At 71.1% G+C, this 18,539-nt stretch carries 13 protein-coding genes and 1 pseudogene; 10 read left to right on the top strand and 4 right to left on the bottom strand.

Annotated elements, in window-relative coordinates; all coding sequences use genetic code 11:
- The coding region (locus EAO72_RS19675; protein WP_261991579.1) for a hypothetical protein at positions 1-1,008 on the bottom strand (1,008 nt) is incomplete at its 3' end.
- Between the two features lie 394 nt (positions 1,009-1,402).
- Between EAO72_RS19675 and leuS the strand changes: the two genes are divergently transcribed.
- The 3 genes from leuS to EAO72_RS19660 all read left to right on the top strand — a co-directional run bounded on the left by leuS (position 1,403) and on the right by EAO72_RS19660 (position 6,304).
- The gene (leuS, locus tag EAO72_RS19670; protein ID WP_148018645.1) at positions 1,403-4,276 is read left to right on the top strand and encodes a leucine--tRNA ligase; all 2,874 of its coding nucleotides are present in this window, start codon (positions 1,403-1,405) and stop codon (positions 4,274-4,276) included.
- A 236-nt stretch (positions 4,277-4,512) separates the two neighbouring features.
- Positions 4,513-5,253, top strand: a complete 741-nt coding sequence (locus EAO72_RS19665; RefSeq protein WP_148018644.1) for a hypothetical protein — start codon at positions 4,513-4,515, stop codon at positions 5,251-5,253.
- A 205-nt stretch (positions 5,254-5,458) separates the two neighbouring features.
- Positions 5,459-6,304 carry a DegV family protein gene (locus tag EAO72_RS19660; RefSeq protein WP_148018643.1) on the top strand — a complete coding sequence of 282 codons (846 nt, stop codon included), beginning with the start codon at positions 5,459-5,461 and terminating at the stop codon, positions 6,302-6,304.
- Positions 6,305-6,875: 571 nt separating this feature from the next.
- Here EAO72_RS19660 and EAO72_RS19655 read toward each other — a convergent pair.
- A pseudogene (locus EAO72_RS19655) lies at positions 6,876-6,947 on the bottom strand (arylamine N-acetyltransferase); the annotation flags it as partial.
- 41 nt (positions 6,948-6,988) lie between these two features.
- Between EAO72_RS19655 and EAO72_RS19650 the strand changes: the two are divergent.
- Positions 6,989-7,834: an arylamine N-acetyltransferase family protein gene (locus EAO72_RS19650; RefSeq protein ID WP_148018642.1), complete on the top strand. Its 846-nt coding sequence runs from the start codon at positions 6,989-6,991 to the stop codon at positions 7,832-7,834.
- Between the two features lie 185 nt (positions 7,835-8,019).
- On the top strand, positions 8,020-8,904 hold the full coding sequence (locus EAO72_RS19645; RefSeq protein ID WP_148018641.1) for a YceI family protein: 885 nt from the start codon (positions 8,020-8,022) through the stop codon (positions 8,902-8,904).
- 20 nt (positions 8,905-8,924) lie between these two features.
- On the opposite strand, the gene EAO72_RS19640 is transcribed toward EAO72_RS19645, so the two are convergent.
- Positions 8,925-9,170 carry a hypothetical protein gene (locus EAO72_RS19640; RefSeq protein WP_148018640.1) on the bottom strand — a complete coding sequence of 82 codons (246 nt, stop codon included), beginning with the start codon at positions 9,168-9,170 and terminating at the stop codon, positions 8,925-8,927.
- Positions 9,171-9,247: 77 nt separating this feature from the next.
- On the opposite strand from EAO72_RS19640, the gene holA reads away from it, so the two are divergent.
- A complete protein-coding gene (gene holA, locus EAO72_RS19635; RefSeq protein ID WP_148018639.1) occupies positions 9,248-10,243 on the top strand; it encodes a DNA polymerase III subunit delta in 996 nt (331 codons plus the stop codon).
- Between the two features lie 421 nt (positions 10,244-10,664).
- On the opposite strand, the gene rpsT is transcribed toward holA, so the two are convergent.
- Positions 10,665-10,931 (bottom strand): 30S ribosomal protein S20, encoded by a 267-nt coding sequence (gene rpsT, locus EAO72_RS19630; protein ID WP_136325190.1) that lies wholly within the window; start codon positions 10,929-10,931, stop codon positions 10,665-10,667.
- A 214-nt stretch (positions 10,932-11,145) separates the two neighbouring features.
- Between rpsT and lepA the strand changes: the two genes are divergently transcribed.
- From lepA to hemW, 4 genes are all read left to right on the top strand, one after another.
- Positions 11,146-13,020, top strand: coding sequence for a translation elongation factor 4 (gene lepA / locus EAO72_RS19625; protein ID WP_148018638.1), 1,875 nt, complete (start codon positions 11,146-11,148; stop codon positions 13,018-13,020).
- A gap of 289 nt (positions 13,021-13,309) precedes the next feature.
- On the top strand, positions 13,310-15,199 hold the full coding sequence (locus tag EAO72_RS19620; protein WP_148018637.1) for an AMP-dependent synthetase/ligase: 1,890 nt from the start codon (positions 13,310-13,312) through the stop codon (positions 15,197-15,199).
- Positions 15,200-15,416: 217 nt separating this feature from the next.
- The gene (locus EAO72_RS19615) at positions 15,417-17,321 is read left to right on the top strand and encodes an ATP-binding SpoIIE family protein phosphatase (protein WP_148021907.1); all 1,905 of its coding nucleotides are present in this window, start codon (positions 15,417-15,419) and stop codon (positions 17,319-17,321) included.
- A gap of 77 nt (positions 17,322-17,398) precedes the next feature.
- A partial coding sequence (hemW, locus tag EAO72_RS19610; RefSeq protein WP_148021906.1) for a radical SAM family heme chaperone HemW occupies positions 17,399-18,539 on the top strand: 1,141 nt, incomplete at its 3' end.

Below are 18,539 nucleotides of genomic sequence, written 5' to 3'. Positions count from 1 at the left end.
CGGACTGATCACCGCGCTCGTGAAGCCGGACACCCTGCCCGGCGACCCGGATCCGGTGGCCCGCGAGGCCCCGCTGCCCGGCGCGGACACCGCGTCCCTGGCCGGGGCGTACGGGGCGGACGCCGGGAGAGTGGTCCGGGGGTACTCGAAGGACGAGGGCAGCGGGGCGCCGCGCAGCTGACTGCCGAGGCCGCGTCGGCCGGTGCCGGTGCTGCCGGCGTCCGCCCCGTACGCCCCGGCCAGGGACGCGGTGTCCGCGCCGGGCAGCGGGGCCTCGCGGGCCACCGGATCCGGGTCGCCGGGCAGGGTGTCCGGCTTCACGAGCGCGGTGATCAGTCCGGCGATCCGCCGCTTCACCGGCGGTGGCAGCATGCGCAGGCTCAGCACGGCCGCCACGGCGACGAGACACAGGCTGTACATCACGACGACCCAGACCGCGGGCGGCCGGCCCGCGTACAGACCGTGGACCAGCGCGGCGCACCAGGCCGGGTACGACAGCGCGTGCAGCGCACGCCAGCGCCCGGCGACCTTGGCGGGGCCGGTGAAGGCGCTGCGCAGCGCGCCCGTGGCGGCGGCCACCACCATCAGCAGTCCGGCCAGCGCGCCGAAGCCGATGAGCCCCGCCGTGCCCCCGGCCCCGAGACCGAAGGGGACGACGGCGCCGAGCAGCGCCACGTGCCCCAGCGAGACCTTCACCGTGACGTGGAGGAGCAGGAAGCCCAGCGAGGCGGCCGCGGCGGTGCGGTGGACGGCCTGGCCGATCAGCCGCTGGCGCGAGGAGAGGAACAGCCGGTCGGTCGCGAGGAGGCCCCAGCCCACCGCGGCGGTGAGCGAGACCAGCGAGAGGACACCGGTCGTGAAGTCGAGCGTGGCGCGAACACCGTCGCTGCCCGCCACGGCGAGCAGCGGCAGGAGAACCAGCACAGCGACGGTCAGCCCGCCCTGCACCTGGCGGCCCGGCCCCTGGGAAGGGGCGGCCGATGAGCGGATCTTGCGATGAGGGTTCATGGGGGGCGACTCCGAATGGCTCGGCAAAGCGGTCCCGTTGCCGCATGCTAAGTCGCTCCATACCGGCCGGTACGAGGTTTGGATGGTTGCCCCGATAGAGGGCATTACGCGGAGTAACCCCCGCTTCCCGGACGTTCCGACGCGTGGTCCACCGTGCCTCGTGTCCACGGATCGGCGGCGCCCGGATGAGAGCCGGGCCTGTGCGGTACCCTGACGCCATGCGTGCCGTACGCCTTCTGCTTAGCGAGCCGCGCTGATCAGTCCCGACCGGTGAGAACGCCTGGTCGGCATCAGCGCGGCGTCCCCTCCTGTGCGAGGGGCTTTTTCGTTTCCGTAGACGCGTGTCCGTAGACGTGGGCGCCGGCAGATGACGATCGATGGAGCTTTGAGGATCATGAGCGAGACGAATTCCGCAGCCGACGTTGCTGCGCCGCACCGCTATACGGCAGCGATGGCCGCCGACATCGAGGCACGCTGGCAGGACTTCTGGGACGCCGAGGGCACCTACGAGGCGCCGAACCCGACCGGTGACCTGGCGGGCGACCCGGAGCTGGCCGCCAAGCCGAAGAAGTTCATCATGGACATGTTCCCGTACCCCTCGGGTGCGGGGCTGCACGTGGGTCACCCGCTGGGCTACATCGCCACCGATGTCTTCGCCCGTCACCAGCGGATGAGCGGCCACAACGTCCTGCACACCCTGGGCTTCGACGCCTTCGGCCTGCCCGCGGAGCAGTACGCCGTCCAGACCGGCACGCACCCGCGGATCTCGACCGAGGCCAACATCGAGAACATGACGGCGCAGCTGCGCCGGCTGGGCCTGGGCCACGACAAGCGCCGCTCGTTCGCCACGATCGAGTCCGAGTACTACAAGTGGACCCAGTGGATCTTCCTGCAGATCTTCAACTCCTGGTACGACACCGAGGCGGACCGCGCCCGGCCGATCGCCGAGCTGGTCGCCCAGTTCGAGAGCGGCGAGCGCCCGACCCCGGACGGCCGTGACTGGAGCGCCCTGAGTGCCGCCGAGCGCGCCGACGTCCTGAGTGACCACCGGCTGGCCTACGCCTCCGACGCGCCCGTCAACTGGTCGCCCGGCCTGGGCACCGTCCTGGCCAACGAGGAGGTCACGGCCGACGGCCGCTCCGAGCGCGGCAACTTCCCCGTCTTCAAGGCCAAGCTGCGCCAGTGGAACATGCGCATCACGGCCTACGCGGACCGGCTGCTGAACGACCTGGACGGGCTGGACTGGCCCGAGGCCATCAAGCTGCAGCAGCGCAACTGGATCGGCCGCTCCGAGGGTGCGCGCGTCGACTTCCCGGTCGACGGGGCCGGCAGCATCACCGTCTTCACCACCCGCCAGGACACCCTGTTCGGCGCCACCTACATGGTGCTGGCGCCCGAGCACGAGCTGGTCGAGCAGATCACTCCCAGCGCCTGGCCCGACGGTACCCACGCGGTCTGGACCGGCGGCCACGCGACCCCGGCCGAGGCCGTCACCGCGTACCGCAAGCAGGCCGCCGCCAAGTCCGACGTGGAGCGCCAGGCCGAGGCGAAGGACAAGACCGGCGTCTTCACCGGCGCGTACGCGACCAACCCGGTCAGCGGCGAGCAGGTACCCGTCTTCATCGCTGACTACGTCCTGATGGGCTACGGCACCGGCGCGATCATGGCCGTACCCGCGCACGACGCGCGCGACTTCGCCTTCGCGCGCGCCTTCGAGCTGCCGATGCGCTGTGTCGTCGAGCCGTCGGACGACCGCGGCACGGACGCCTCGACGTGGGAGGACGCCTTCGGCTCGTACGACGCGAAGCTGGTCAACTCCGCGAACGGTGAGATCTCGCTGGACGGCCTGGGCGTCGTCGACGCCAAGATCCGGATCACCGAGTGGCTGAAGGAGCACGGGGTCGGCGAGGGCACCGTCAACTTCCGGCTGCGCGACTGGCTGTTCAGCCGCCAGCGCTACTGGGGCGAGCCCTTCCCGATCGTGTACGACGAGGAGGGCATCGCCCACCCGCTGCCCGAGTCGATGCTGCCGCTGGAGCTGCCGGAGGTCGACGACTACTCGCCGCGCACCTTCGACCCGGACGACGCAGACACCCAGCCCGAGACCCCGCTGTCGCGCAACGCCGACTGGGTCAACGTCACGCTGGACCTGGGCGACGGCAACGGCCCCAGGAAGTACCGCCGCGAGACCAACACCATGCCCAACTGGGCCGGTTCCTGCTGGTACGAGCTGCGCTACCTGGACCCGAACAACAGCGAGAAGCTGGTCGACCCGGCGATCGAGCAGTACTGGATGGGCCCGCGCGAGGGTCAGCCGACCGGTGGCGTCGACCTGTACGTGGGCGGCGCCGAGCACGCCGTGCTGCACCTGCTGTACGCCCGTTTCTGGTCCAAGGTGCTGCACGACCTTGGCCACGTCTCGTCCGCCGAGCCGTTCCACAAGCTGTACAACCAGGGCATGATCCAGGCCTTCGTCTACCGGGACAGCCGCGGCATCGCGGTCCCGGCGGCCGAGGTCGAGGAGCGCGACGGTGCGTACTACTACGAGGGCGAGAAGGTCTCCCGCGTCCTGGGCAAGATGGGCAAGTCCCTGAAGAACGCCGTGACGCCCGACGAGATCTGCGGCGAGTACGGCGCCGACACGCTGCGTCTGTACGAGATGGCCATGGGCCCCCTGGACGTGTCGCGACCCTGGGACACGCGCGCGGTCGTCGGCCAGTACCGGCTGCTGCAGCGGCTGTGGCGCAACATCGTCGACGAGGAGAGCGGCGAGGTCACCGTCGTCGACACCGAGCCCGGCGAGGACACGCTGCGCGCGCTGCACAAGGCGATCGACGGAGTCGGCGCCGACATGGCCGGGATGCGCTTCAACACGGCCATCGCCAAGGTCACCGAGCTGAACAACCACCTGACCAAGGCCGGTGGTCCGCTGCCGCGGCCCGTCGCCGAGGCACTGGTGCTGCTGGTGGCGCCGCTGGCGCCGCACATCGCCGAGGAGCTGTGGCGCCGGCTGGGCCACACCGAGTCGGTCGTGCACCAGGACTTCCCGGTGGCCGACCCGGCGTACGTCGTGGACGAGACCGTGACCTGCGTCGTCCAGATCAAGGGAAAGGTCCGGGCACGCCTGGAGATCTCCCCGTCGATCACGGACGCCGAGCTGGAGGCCCTGGCCCTGGCCGACCCGGCCGTCGTCGCGGCACTGGACGGGGCGGGCATCCGCAAGGTGATCGTCCGGGCGCCGAAGCTGGTGAACATCGTTCCGGCCTAGGGTCTTCTGTCCGGATCAGGCGGGACCGCGCGAGCCCGGCATGATCCGAACGAGAGGCACTGGTCGGCGGCTGCGGCGACCGTCGTCGTGACGGTGTGACGGCTCTCCGGGTGTGAGGGCTTTCCCCTACGGGCAGGTTGGGGGTTCCGATGGAACCCTCCGCCTGCCCGTTCCGTTTACGGTGGAGGGGCGGGTGAAACCGTGCCGCAAGCCGTCACACCATCCGAGGGGCGCTCATGGAAGCCGTGATCCTGATCCTGGGGCTGCTCGTCGTCGCCTTCATGGCTCTGGGCGTCTACGCGACCGTCAAGGTCGTCGGCGCGGCCAAGCGCGGCGTGGACCGCACGATCACGCAGGCCCGCCGCACGGTGGAGGACACCACGCTGCGGGCCAAGAGCTACGGGCAGCTGGGCGTGGGCGGCGAACTGGCGCAGCTCCGCCTCTCGCTGCGCACCTCGATGCGGGCCACTCAGGAGGCGCTGCAGGCGGGCGCCGTCGAGGACGCCTCGCTCTCGGAGTCCCTGGGCCTGTTCGAGCGCCTCGGGGTGCACGGCCGCGAGCTGGACGAGGACCTGAAGCGGCTGGAGCGTGAGCCCGACAAGGCGACGGTGGCTTCGCTGCTGCCGGACCTGAAGAAGCGCACCGAACGGATCACGCGCGCCGCGGAGTCCCTGCGGTGGGCCGCGAGGGACCGGGCCCGGCAGTTTGCCGACGACGATCTGGCGGCGCTGAACGTGCAGATCGATGTGGAGGCCGGGGCGCTGCGGCACTGGACGACGGAGGAGCCGGCAGCGGAGTCCCGGACGGCAGCTCCGGAGCCGCCGGATTCTCCGGCGCGCGGTCAGGAGCGGTCCGGGACGGGCCCGGCGGGCGGTGAGGGCGCTCCACAGGCCCCGCAAGCCCTTACGGCTCCGGATCCCCGGCTGCGGGCGGGCTATCCGTGGCAGAAGGCGGCACGGCCGGAGACCACGAACTGACGGCGTTACGGGAAGCGGACCGCCGTGGTGGCGGTTCGTGGTGGTGGCTCGTGAGGTGGTCGGCGGGCGTGGCCGGCGGGAGCGGGCGGCGGCGGTCGGCAGCAGGTGAACGGGGATGGCGGGATGCGGCCCGAAGCGACCGGAACTGATCATTCGGTCGGGGTCGGACTGCCGAGCCCCCTCCCCGGCAGGTAACCTCCCGCTCATGTCCCGCCATGTCGCGATCGTCACCGATTCCACGGCCTACCTGCCGCCCCAGGCGATGGAACGGCATGGCATCACCGCAGTGCCGCTGACCGTTGTCCTCGGCGACCAGGCGCTGGAGGAGGGCACCGAGATCTCGGCCCGCTCCCTCGCCCTGGCCCTGCAGAAGCGCCGTTCCGTGACGACTTCACGGCCCAGCCCCGAGGTCTTCGCGGCCGCCTACCGCGCGGCTGCCGACGCGGGGGCGAGCGCCATCGTCTCGCTGCACCTGTCGGCGGAGTTCTCCGGCACCTACGACGCCGCCCTTCTCGCGGCGAAGGACGCCCCGGTGCCGGTGCGCGTGGTGGACACCGGCATGGTCGCCATGGCCCTCGGATTCTGCGCCCTGGCCGCGGCGGAGACGGCCGAGGCGGGCGGCAGCCAGGACGACGCGGTGGCCGCCGCCGAGAAGAGAGCGGCGGGCACGTCGGCCTACTTCTACGTCGACACCCTGGACTACCTGCGCCGCGGCGGCAGGATCGGCGCCGCGCAGGCCCTGCTCGGTTCGGCCCTTGCCGTGAAGCCGCTCCTGCAACTGGACGGCGGCCGGATCGAACTCCTGGAGAAGGTACGGACGGCCTCGAAGGCCATCGCCCGGCTGGAGGAGATCGTCGCGGAGCGGGCGGGCAGCGGACCGGTGGACATCGCGGTGCATCACCTCGCGGCCCCGGAGCGGGCCGAGCGCCTGGCCGAGCGGCTGCGTGAGCGGATTCCGGGCCTGGCCGACCTGCATGTCAGCGAGGTGGGTGCGGTGATCGGCGCGCACACCGGTCCGGGGCTGCTGGGAGCAGTGGTCTCGCCTCGCTGATTTCACTCTCCGGAGTGGCGTGGTTATACACAACGGGCCGGTTTTCCACCGGAATCGGGGGTGCTCAGCGGGATCCCGTGGATGTGTCTAGCGTCACGAGGCATGGCTTCCCGATCACACCGTGCAACCAGTCGCGCGACCCGTTCTGCAACTCGTTTTGCAAGCAGTCGTGCAAGCCGTCATGCAAGCAGTCGTGTCGACCGTGGCGCGGCCGCAGGCGCAGGCGTGGGCGTGGGCGTGGGACGCGTCGGGCGTGGGCGTGATCTCAGCCGGTTCGCCGGCGCCGGAACCGGGGAGTCCGGGCCGGGCCGTATGCGGGGAGGCGCCGGGAACGGGCCGGGCCGCCGGCGGGCGCGGGGGCGTACGGCCGCGGCCGCGGCCTCGCGCAGCCGCGCGGACGCGCTGATGGCGGGCGGATACGGGGGACGGGTCGCGCGACTGGTTGCACGGTGTGATCGGGAAGCCATGCCTCGTGACGCTAGACACATCCACGGGATCCCGCTGAGCACCCCCGATTCCGGTGGAAAACCGGCCCGTTGTGTATAACCACGCCACTCCGGAGAGTGAAATCGTCCTCGCCGAGGTGGATCGAGAGGTTCTCGAAGGGCACGGTGGTGAGGTGGCGCAGTTGCAGCTCGCGCAGGACTCACGACGCGGTGCCGTCCGCCGGGACAGACTGCCCTCATGGACCCACGACTGCCGCAGACCACCGACGCCTACCTGGAGCGCATCGGCGCCGCCCGGCCCGCCCGTCCCGACGCGGCAGCGCTGCGCGAGCTGCAACTGCGCCACCTCACCACCGTGCCCTTCGAGAACCTCTCGATCCACCTCGGCGAGGACATCGTGCTGGAGGAGAAGCTGCTCCTCGACAAGATCGTGGCGGACCGCCGCGGCGGGTTCTGCTACGAACTCAACGGCGCCTTCGCGGCGTTGCTGCGAGCCCTCGGCTTCCGCGTGACGCTGCTCCAGGCGCGGGTCCACGGTGGGGCGGGGCGGCTGGGCATCCCGTACGACCACATGGCGCTGCGGGTGGAGACGGACGACGGCACGGGGCCGTGGCTCGCCGATGTCGGCTTCGGTGACCATGCTGAGGGCCCGCTCGCGCTCGGTGACCGCGCGGATCAGCGGGACCCGCGCGGCACCTTCCGGTTCGTGCAGGCTCCTGCCGAGGGCGGCGACGACGGGACGCCCTGCCCGTACGGGGACCTCGATCTGCTGCGGGACGGTGTGCCCGAGTTCCGTCTGGACCTGCGGCCCCGGGCGCTCGCCGACTTCCGGGCCGGAGCCTGGTACCACCGGACCTCACCCGAATCCGGCTTCACACGGTCTCCGGTCTGCTCGCGCTTCACCGCCACCGGGCGGATCACGCTCAAGGGCCACAAGCTCCTCACGACGGTGGGGACGGAGCGCCACGAGACGCCGCTGGGGAGCGACGAGGAGGTTCTCGCCGCCTACCGCGAGCACTTCGGGGTGCGCCTCGACCGGCTTCCTCCTGAGGGAGGGGTGGGCGTTTCTGCGTCGAATGGGTGACACACACAAACGGAACGATCAATTCGGACCTTCGGTAACACCTCCACCCAAGCCCTGGCGAGCCGCTTTGTTTGCCTCGAACGCCCCAAGGGTGATCGAATGCGTATTCGTCGGCGGGTCGCTGTCCCGACAATGACGTCCAGTCCTTCGGCCCGAGGTGAAACCGCCCCCGGGAGTGCGTGGAAATGTTCGGCCGTTGGCTCGGAAACAAGGGAGCGACGGGTGCCGTGCGCGGCAACGCCCTCGCCGGACTTGACGTACCGGACTCCGCGGGTGTCCTCAGCTGCCGCGTGCTCGACCCGGTCAACGAGCCGGTGCAGCAGGCCGAGTTCGTCGTCACGGACACCGCGGGACGCAAGGTCGTCGGCGGGGAGACGGACCCCTTCGGCAACGTCCTCGCCACGGTGCCGGCGGGTGAGTACCGGCTGGCTGTCACGGCGGAGGGGTTCACCCCGTTCCACGGTTCGGCCGCGGTCGCCGAGGGCGCTCACGCGGGCCTGGGCGATGTGATGCTCCAGGTCTCCGCGCCTCCGCAACTGCCCGACCCGGGCGAGTGGGAGATCGAGCCGATGCACTCGCAGATCGGTTTCACGGCCCGGCACATCGGCATGGCCCGCATCCACGGCCGCTTCAACACCTTCGCCGGCGCGGTCCGGATCGCCGACCGCATGGAGAACTCGGCCATGCACGTGATCATCGATGCCGCCTCGATCGACACGAACGTCCAGATGCGTGACGACCACCTGCGCTCGGGCGACTTCCTGGACGTCGGCCGCTATCCGACGCTGGAGTTCTACAGCGAGCGCTTCGTCCACCGGGGCGGTACCCGCTGGGGCGTCAGCGGCGCGCTCACCCTGCACGGAGTGAGCCGTACGGTGACGCTGGACACCCAGTACCTCGGCCTCGGCAACGGCCTGGAGGGCGAGACCCGCGCCGCCTGCCGCGCCACCACCGAGCTGCACCGTGAGGACTTCACCCTCACCTGGCAGACGATGCTGGCCCGTGGCATCGCCGCGGTCGGCTCCAGCATCTCGATCGACATGGACATCCAGATCGTTCCGAAGAGCTGACGGGCCGGCGCGGAGCTCCCTTACGGGGCCTCCAGCCAGCCCTCGTACTCCGCGGCGAACGCATCGAGCGCCGCGGAGTCCAGGCGCCGGTCGGGGTCCTCCACGACCAGCAGCCACTGGGCGTCCTCGGCGTCGTCCYCGCCGGCCAGCGCATCGCGTACGAGCTGCGGCTCCTCCGCGACCCCGAACCGGTCGGCCAGCTCTCCCGCCGCCTCCTCCGCACAGTCGCGGTCGGGCAGCACCAGTACATGTCTCACATCGCTCACCCGCCCATTCTCGGGTACGTGCCGGAGTGCCCCGGTCGCAGCCGGGCTGTCAGTGGGCCGTGGGATGCTGGACGGCGATGGCCACCAGAAGGAATTCCACCGACGACCCGCTCGCTCCCCTCACGCTCGCCGTGGGGCAGGAGGACCTGCTCCTGGACCGCGCCGTGCAGCAGGTGGTGGCGGCGGCCCGCGCCTCCGACGCCGACACGGATGTCCGGGACCTCGCCTCCGACCAGCTCCAGCCGGGCACGCTCGCCGAGCTGACGAGCCCTTCGCTCTTCGCCGAGCGCAAGGTGGTGATCGTGCGCAACGCGCAGGATCTCTCCGCCGACACGGTCAAGGACGTCAAGAAGTACCTCGACGACCCGGTCGAGGAGATCACCCTCATGCTGCTCCACGCGGGCGGCGCCAAGGGCAAGGGGCTGCTCGACGCGGCGCGCAAGGCAGGGGCGCGGGAGGTCGCGTGTCCGAAGACCACCAAGCCTGCCGAGCGCCTCTCCTTCGTGCGGGGCGAGTTCCGGACACTGGGCCGCTCCGCCACCCCCGAGGCGTGCCAGTCGCTGGTCGACTCCATCGGCAGCGATCTGCGGGAGCTGGCCAGCGCGGTGTCGCAGCTCGTCGCGGACGTCGAGGGCACGATCGACGAGGCCGTCGTCGGGCGCTATTACACGGGGCGTGCGGAGGCGTCGAGCTTCACGGTCGCCGACCGGGCGGTCGAGGGGCGGGCGGCAGAGGCCCTGGAGGCGCTGCGCTGGTCCCTGTCGACGGGGGTCGCCCCCGTCCTGATCACCAGCGCGCTCGCGCAGGGGGTACGGGCGATCGGCAAGCTCTCGTCGGCGCGGGGCGGCCGGCCGGCCGATCTCGCCCGGGAGCTGGGCATGCCGCCCTGGAAGATCGACCGGGTGCGTCAGCAGATGCGGGGCTGGACGCCGGACGGGGTTGCGGTCGCGCTCCGGGCGGTCGCGGACGCGGACGCGGGGGTCAAGGGCGGCGGGGACGACCCGGAGTACGCGCTGGAGAAGGCCGTGGTCGCGGTGGCGCGGGCCGCGCGTATGGGCCGGGCGGGTCGGTAGGGGAGGCGCCCGGGGGTGCGGGTACGGGTTCGCCCGGCCGGGCCCCCCGTCCTCAATCGCCGGACGGGCTTGAACGTCCCGTTCGGGCGTCCTCAATCGCCGGACGGGCCTGAACGTGCCGTTCGGGCGTACTCAATCGCCGGACGGGCTGGGTTTGGCCGGCCGTAACGCAGTCGGCTCGCCTCGGCCGCGACGCCGTCCGCTCGCGACCATCGAGCGAGACCGCTCGCGGTCCCTCGTACGCAGGACATGCCGAAGGCCCCGGCCGTTCCCCTGGGGAGGGGGACGACCGGGGCCTTCGCTATGCGCTTGGTGCGCCGCACCCGCGTGGCGAACGCAGGTTCGGTGTGCGGCGCGGGGTGCCGGTCAGGAGCGGGAGAGAGGGCCCGCTGAGTCCGTACCGGCGATCACATCAGAATGCTCAGCCCTGGAGGGTGGCAACCTTGGTGGCCAGCGCCGACTTCTTGTTGGCGGCGGCGTTCTTGTGGATGACACCCTTCGAGACAGCCTTGTCGAGGGCACGCGAAGCGTCGCGAACGGCCACGGTGGCCTTCTCGACGTCGCCCGCCACGACGGCCTCGCGGGCCTTGCGGATCGAGGTCTTGAGCGAGGACTTGACGGCCTTGTTGCGCAGGCGCGCCTTCTCGTTCGTCTTGTTCCGCTTGATCTGGGACTTGATGTTCGCCACGAAAGAGCCTTTTCAGGTTCGTTGGATCTTCGATGTGTGTCCTTGCGGCCCGAGAGCCACGAGGCACAGCTGTCCACGGTACCAGTCGCACTCCGACCGGCCCAAACCGGTCTTCGCGCCGCAGGCGTGGGACGATGGAGGCTACGTACAGATCCGACCGACCCGACATCGACCCGAGACACGGCGTTCGGCGTCTCAAGAATCAGGACCCTGCGTGCCCGCGACTCCTCTCCACGTGCCCGAGCCGAGCCGTACCGACCCGGCGCTGATCCGCAACTTCTGCATCATCGCGCACATCGACCACGGCAAGTCGACCCTTGCCGACCGGATGCTCCAGCTGACCGGTGTGGTCGACCAGCGGCAGATGCGCGCTCAGTACCTCGACCGGATGGACATCGAGCGCGAGCGTGGCATCACCATCAAGTCCCAGGCGGTGCGACTGCCCTGGGCGCCCACGACCGGTGAGGGCCAGGGCAGCACCCACGTCCTCAACATGATCGACACCCCGGGACACGTCGACTTCACCTACGAGGTCTCCCGGTCGCTGGCCGCCTGTGAGGGCACGGTCCTGCTGGTCGACGCCGCGCAGGGCATCGAGGCCCAGACGCTGGCCAACCTCTACCTGGCGATGGAGAACGACCTCACCATCGTCCCGGTGCTCAACAAGATCGACCTGCCGGCCGCCCAGCCCGAGAAGTTCTCCGAGGAGCTGGCCAACCTCATCGGCTGCCAGCCCGAGGACGTCCTCAAGGTCTCCGCGAAGACCGGTGTGGGCGTCGACGCGCTGCTCGACCGGGTGGTCCGGGACGTCCCGGCGCCCGTCGGCAAGGCGGACGCACCCGCCCGCGCGATGATCTTCGACTCGGTCTACGACGCGTACCGCGGCGTCGTCACGTACGTCCGAGTCGTCGACGGCCAGCTGAACAAGCGCGAGCGCATCCGGATGATGTCGACCGGAGCCACCCACGAGCTGCTGGAGATCGGTGTCTCCTCCCCGGAGATGACCCCGTCCGACGGTATCGGCGTCGGCGAGGTCGGCTACATCATCACGGGTGTGAAGGACGTCCGGCAGTCCAAGGTCGGTGACACGATCACCTCGCTGAGCAACGGGGCGACCGAGGCGCTCGGCGGTTACAAGGACCCCAAGCCGATGGTCTTCTCGGGTCTGTACCCGCTGGACGGATCGGACTACCCGGACCTGCGCGAGGCCCTGGACAAGCTCCAGCTCAACGACGCCGCCCTGGTCTACGAGCCGGAGACCTCCGCCGCGCTCGGCTTCGGCTTCCGCGTCGGCTTCCTCGGCCTGCTCCACCTGGACGTGGTCCGCGAGCGGCTGGAGCGCGAGTTCGGTCTCGACCTCATCGCCACCGCGCCCAACGTGGTCTACCGCGTCGAGATGGAGGACGGCACCGAACACGTCGTCACCAACCCGAGTGAATTCCCCGAGGGCAAGATCGACAAGGTGTACGAGCCGGTCGTCCGGGCCACGGTCCTGGCGCCCAGCGAGTTCATCGGCGCGATCATGGAGCTCTGCCAGCAGCGCCGCGGCACGCTCCTCGGTATGGACTACCTCTCCGAGGACCGGGTCGAGATCCGTTACACCCTGCCGCTCGCCGAGATCGTCTTCGACTTCTTCGACCAGCTGAAGTCCAAGACGCGGGGCTACGCCTCCCTCGACTACGAGCCCACGGGCGAGCAGTCCGCCCAGCTCGTCAAGGTCGACATCCTGCTGCACGGCGACAAGGTCGACGCGTTCTCCGCGGTCACGCACAAGGACAAGGCCTACGCGTACGGCGTACGGCTCGTCGCCAAGCTGCAGAAGCTCATCCCGCGGCAGAACTTCGAGGTACCGATCCAGGCGGCCATCGGCTCCCGGGTCATCGCCCGTGAGACCGTCCGTGCCATCCGCAAGGACGTCCTCGCCAAGTGCTACGGCGGTGACATCTCCCGTAAGCGGAAGCTGCTGGAGAAGCAGAAGGAAGGCAAGAAGCGGATGAAGATGGTCGGGAACGTGGAGGTGCCGCAGGACGCGTTCATCTCCGTGCTGTCGACCGACGAGTCCGCCGGGGAGACCAAGGCCAAGAAGTAGCCGGCGGACAGGGAGCGAGGAGCGGCGGCACGCAGGCCCCGCCCCCCACTCCTACCGGCCGGTAGACGAACGGGTCCCCGCATCGCAGAACGCTGCGCCGCGGGGGCCCGTTCGTTATGAAGCGGGGTCCCGTTGCCTCTTACGCGGGGCGCGCGGGCGCTTTACTCTGATCACGGCTTCGTAGTTACTCGCCAGTTAAACAAGAACCATCAAGCACGCAGAAGCAAGCGGAGAGCACACCCCAACCAGCAGCCCGTCGTGAAGCACTGCCGCAGGCCCGGAGGATGTCGTGAGCGACACACAGACCATGATCGAGAACCGTCCGCCCTCCGTGGCGACCCTCTTCATCGACCGGGTGGCGGCCACCCCGGACGGGGAGGCCTACCGCTACCCCGTCCCCGCGGCCACCGGCCAGGGACCCGACGAGTGGAAGTCCCTGAGCTGGGCACAGGCGGCCGAGCGGGTCTACGCCGTGGCGGCCGGGCTGATCGCCCTCGGAGTGCTGCCGGAGGAGCGCGTCGCGCTCGCCGCGAGCACCCGGGTCGAATGGATCCTGGCCGACCTCGGGGTGATGTGCGCGGGCGCCGCGACCACCACGATCTACCCCTCGACGAACACCGAGGAATCGGCGTTCATCCTCTCCGACTCCGACAGCCGGGTCCTGATCGCCGAGGACGCCGCGCAGCTGGCCAAGGCCCGCGCGTCCCGGTCCGGACTGCCGCACCTCGCGCACGTCGTCGTCATCGACGCCGAGGGCCTCGCACCGGACGAGAGCGACCCCGAGGGCTGGGTGCTCTCGCTGGCCGACCTGGAGGCCCTGGGCGCCGAGCACCTGGCCAAGAACCCGGCCGCGATCACCGAGCGGGTCGACGCGATCACCCCCGGGCAACTCGCGACCCTCATCTACACCTCGGGCACCACCGGCCGCCCCAAGGGCGTGCGGCTGCCGCACGACAACTGGTCGTACATGGCCAAGGCCACCGTCTCCACCGGCCTGATCACCAAGGACGACGTCCAGTACCTCTGGCTGCCGCTCGCCCACGTCTTCGGCAAGGTGCTCACCTCCGGACAGATCGAGGTCGGACACGTCACCGCCGTCGACGGCCGGGTCGACAAGATCATCGAGAACCTGCCGATCGTCCAGCCGACCTACATGGCCGCCGTCCCCCGGATCTTCGAGAAGGTCTACAACGGCGTCGCGGCCAAGGCCCGTGCCGGTGGCGGGGCCAAGTACAAGATCTTCCTCTGGGCGGCCGGGGTCGCCCGCGAGTACGCGAAGGTCTCCCAGGACAACTTCCGGCGCACCGGCACCGCCTCCGTTCCCTTCGGGCTCGGCGCCAAGCACAGGGTCGCCGACACCCTCGTCTTCGCCAAGATCCGCGAGGCGTTCGGCGGCCGGCTCCGCGCCTGCGTCTCCGGCTCCGCCGCGCTCGCGCCCGAGATCGGCTTCTTCTTCGCCGGCGCCGGCATCCACATCCTGGAGGGCTACGGCCTCACCGAGTCGAGCGCCGCCTCCTTCGTCAACCCGGGCGAGGCCTACCGCACCGGCACGGTCGGCAAGCCGCTTCCCGGCACCGAGGTCCGCATCGCCGACGACGGCGAGATCCTCCTGCGCGGCCCCGGGCTGATGGAGGGCTACCAGGGACTCCCGGACAAGACGGCCGAGGTACTGGAGGCCGACGGCTGGTTCCACACCGGCGACATCGGTGAGCTGTCCGTGGACGGCTATCTGCGGATCACCGACCGCAAGAAGGACCTGATCAAGACGTCCGGCGGCAAGTACATCGCGCCGGCCGAGGTCGAGGGCCAGTTCAAGGCGGTCTGTCCGTTCGTCTCCAACATCCTGGTGCACGGCGCGGACCGTAACTTCTGCACCGCGCTCATCGCCCTCGACGAGCCGACCATCCTCGGCTGGGCCGCCGAGAACGGCATGGAGGGCAAGTCGTACGCGGACGTCGTGGCGTCCCCGAAGACGGTCGAGCTCATCGACGGCTACGTCAAGCGCCTCAACGAGGGACTGCAGCGCTGGCAGACCATCAAGAAGTTCCGGCTGCTCCCGCGTGACCTGGACATCGAGCACGGCGAGGTCACACCCAGCCTCAAGCTGAAGCGGCCGGTCGTCGAGCGTACGTACAAGGACCTGATCGAGGACATGTACGCGGGCTCCCGCGAGGCGTGACAGCAGCCCGAGACCCCCGGCCCCCCGCGCACCGCGCAGGGGGCCGGGGTCTTGTTTTCCCAGGCACTTCGGTAACTCGACGCGTATGCGGGGGGCCGATCTGTCACTCTGTCCGTGTCGTCAGCGGCGCTGGGCCGGTGGGCCCAAGAGGGTTCGTCCCAACGGAGAACAGGCAGAGCGAGAACAGGTCAGGAGCCGCCCTGTGGGGTCCATTCCCTTGCAGCGGGACATCGTGCAACGTCCCGGAACCAACGGCGCGTCCACGGGCGCACAGCCCGTCGCCCGGACGAGCCTGCCCGGCAACCTGCTGGCGCCCGCCGCCGGCCGGCGGTTCGTCGCGGCGGCACTCGCCGAGTGGAGCGCGCTCGGACTCCCCGCGGCAGTCGGCTTCAGCGAGCGGCTCGGCGACGACGCGGCGGTCGTCGTCAGCGAACTCGTCACCAACGCCGTCGTGCACGCCGGGACCAACGTCGAACTCCTCTTCCGGCTGGAGGAGGCCACCGAGGACGAGGCCGCCGCGCTGGTCCTGGAGATCTCCGACCACCACCCCGCCCGTGCCGTACGCAGCGACGGCTCCGAGGGCGGCTTCGCGGGCGCGGCCGGACCCGGCGAGCCCGCCGAGTACGGACGCGGCCTGGAACTCGTCGCCACCCTCGCCGAACGCTGGGGCATCACCTACCGCACCGGCCTCAAGACCGTCTGGGCCCGGCTCCCCGTCGACGACTGGAACCCCTTCCCCGACGCCCGCCCGGAGCCCGGATTCCAGCAGGGGCTGCGCGCCGCCGAACTGCTCGCGCCCACCGCGCGCCGCGCCCTGCGCGACGACGCCGACTGGGCGGGCCGCGGCGCGCTGTCGTTCCTCGCCGAGGCCTCGGACCTGCTGGCCGGCCAGCTCGACGAGGACATCGTGGCGGCGCTCGCCGGACAGTTACTCGTGCCCCGGCTCGCCGACTGGTGCGCGATCTGGCTGGAGCCCGAAACCCCGGGCCGCGCGGCCGTCCCCCGTCTCGCCAAGGTCTGGCACGTCGACGAGACCCGCATCCAGCCGCTGCGCACCCTGCTGGAGGGCGACCCGCTCCGCCTCCCCGAACGGGTCGGCACCGGACCCGTATCCATGCCGTGGCCCGGCAGCGCGGAGGACGGCGGGCAGCCGGACGGGCTCGAAGGCGTCACCCTCGCCTACCGGATCACCTCGGGCGGCCGCACCCTCGGAGCCGTACTCCTGGGCCGCGAAGGCATCGCCCGCGTCCCCGACGAGGTCACGGCCCTGATCGAGGACTTCGTCCGCAGGGTCGGCCTCGCCGTCGGCGCGGCCCGCGCCTACACCCGGCAGGCCACCATCAGCCGCATCCTCCAGCGCGGACTGCTGCCCAGCAAGGTCGCCGACATACCGGGCGTCGTCAGCTCCCTCGTCTACGAACCCAGCGACGACGGGGTGGTCGGGGGTGACTTCTACGACATCTTCCCGTGCCCGGGCGACCGCTGGTGCTTCGTCCTCGGCGACGTCCAGGGCAGCGGTCCCGAGGCCGCCGTCGTCACCGGGCTCGCCCGCCCCTGGCTGCGGCTGCTGGCCCGGGAGGGCTTCCAGGCCGACGAGGTCCTCGTCCGCCTCAACCGGCTGCTCCTCGACGACGCGATGGAGGCCGCCGAGGCGGCCGCCCTCATGGTCGCCGCCGCCGGCGGCCAGCACTCGGCGGACAGCGGACAGTCCCGGTTCCTCTCCCTGCTGTACGGGGAGCTCGTACCGCTGCCCGGCGGCGGCGCCCGCTGCACCCTGGTCAGTGCCGGGCACCCGCTGCCGCTGCTGCTGCGCCCCGACGGCACGGTGCGGCCGGCCGCCGAACCCCAACTGCTCCTCGGCGTCATGGACGACGCCGTCTACGAGACCCAGAGCTTCGACCTGGCCCCCGGCGACAGCCTGCTCTGCGTCACCGACGGGGTCACGGAGCGGCGCTCGGGGCCGCTGATGTTCGACGACGAGGACGGGCTGGCCCAGGCGCTCTCCGGGTGCGCCGGTCTGAGCGCGGAAGGCATCGCGGACCGCATCAAGCACGCCGTGCACGCCTTCGCGGAGCGCCCGCCGGACGACGACCTGGCGCTGCTGGTCCTCCAGGCCGAGTAGGCCGGGGCGCGCGGCCGTCCGGCCGGTCGAGCAGGCACGTACCCGCGTGGCGTCCGGTTGCCGGGCGGCGCGCGACAATGGGCGGTATGCCTTCCGTACTGCCCGATGGTGAGCCCGTGCCCGACGACGGGGCGCTGCCCCGCCATGCCCTGGAAGGCGCCGCAGAACGCCCGCTCGGCTTCTACCTCCACGTGCCGTACTGCGCGACGCGCTGCGGCTACTGCGACTTCAACACCTACACCGCGACCGAGCTGCGCGGCTCCGGCGGTGCGCTGGCCTCCCGCGACAACTACGCCTCCCACCTCATCGGCGAGGTCCGCCAGGCCCGCAAGGTCCTCGGCGACGACCCGCGCCAGGTCCGTACGGTCTTCGTCGGAGGCGGTACGCCGACGCTGCTGGCCGCCGCCGACCTCGTCCGGATGCTGGGAGCCATCCGGGAGGAGTTCGGCCTCGCGGACGACGCCGAGATCACCACCGAGGCGAACCCGGAGTCCGTCGGCCCGGAATACCTGGCCGAGCTGCGCGAGGGCGGCTTCAACCGGATCTCCTTCGGGATGCAGAGCGCCCGGCAGCACGTCCTGAAGATCCTCGACCGCACCCACACCCCCGGCCGGCCCGAGGCGTGCGTCGCCGAGGCGAGGGCGGCCGGCTTCGAGCACGTCAACCTCGACCTGATCTACGGCACCCCCGGCGAGTCCGACGACGACTGGCGCGCCTCCCTCGACGCGGCGATCGGCGCCGGGCCCGACCATGTGTCGGCGTACGCCCTGATCGTCGAGGAGGGCACCCAGCTGGCCCGCCGGATCAAGCGCGGCGAGATCCCGATGACGGACGACGACGCGCACGCCGACCGGTACCTCATCGCGGACGAGGCGATGGCCGCGGCCGGCTTCTCCTGGTACGAGGTGTCGAACTGGGCCCGGACACCGGAGGGCCGCTGCCTGCACAACGAGCTGTACTGGCGCGGGGCGGACTGGTGGGGCGCGGGGCCCGGCGCGCACAGCCATGTCGGCGGGGTGCGCTGGTGGAACGTGAAGCACCCGGGGGCGTACGCGCAGGCGCTGGCCGAAGGACGCTCGCCCGGCGCGGGCCGCGAGATCCTCTCCGCGGAGGACCGGCGCGTCGAGCGCATCCTGCTGGAGCTGCGGCTCGTCGACGGCTGCCCGCTGTCGCTGCTCGCCCCGGCGGGGCTGGCGGCGGCGGGGCGAGCAGCGACAG

This window comes from Streptomyces sp. OR43 (assembly GCF_008042275.1).
Classification (GTDB): domain Bacteria; phylum Actinomycetota; class Actinomycetes; order Streptomycetales; family Streptomycetaceae; genus Streptomyces.
Note: the sequence above shows the minus strand (reverse complement) of the source record. Positions and strands in the feature narration are given on the sequence as shown.

Bases quoted from the DNA above. Each gene is read 5' to 3' on its own strand.
- leuS (WP_148018645.1), top strand. From the start codon at position 1,403: ATGAGCGAGACGAATTCCGCAGCCGACGTTGCTGCGCCGCACCGCTAT.
- EAO72_RS19665 (WP_148018644.1), top strand. From the start codon at position 4,513: ATGGAAGCCGTGATCCTGATCCTGGGGCTGCTCGTCGTCGCCTTCATG.
- EAO72_RS19660 (WP_148018643.1), top strand. From the start codon at position 5,459: ATGTCCCGCCATGTCGCGATCGTCACCGATTCCACGGCCTACCTGCCG.
- EAO72_RS19650 (WP_148018642.1), top strand. From the start codon at position 6,989: ATGGACCCACGACTGCCGCAGACCACCGACGCCTACCTGGAGCGCATC.
- EAO72_RS19645 (WP_148018641.1), top strand. From the start codon at position 8,020: ATGTTCGGCCGTTGGCTCGGAAACAAGGGAGCGACGGGTGCCGTGCGC.
- holA (WP_148018639.1), top strand. From the start codon at position 9,248: ATGGCCACCAGAAGGAATTCCACCGACGACCCGCTCGCTCCCCTCACG.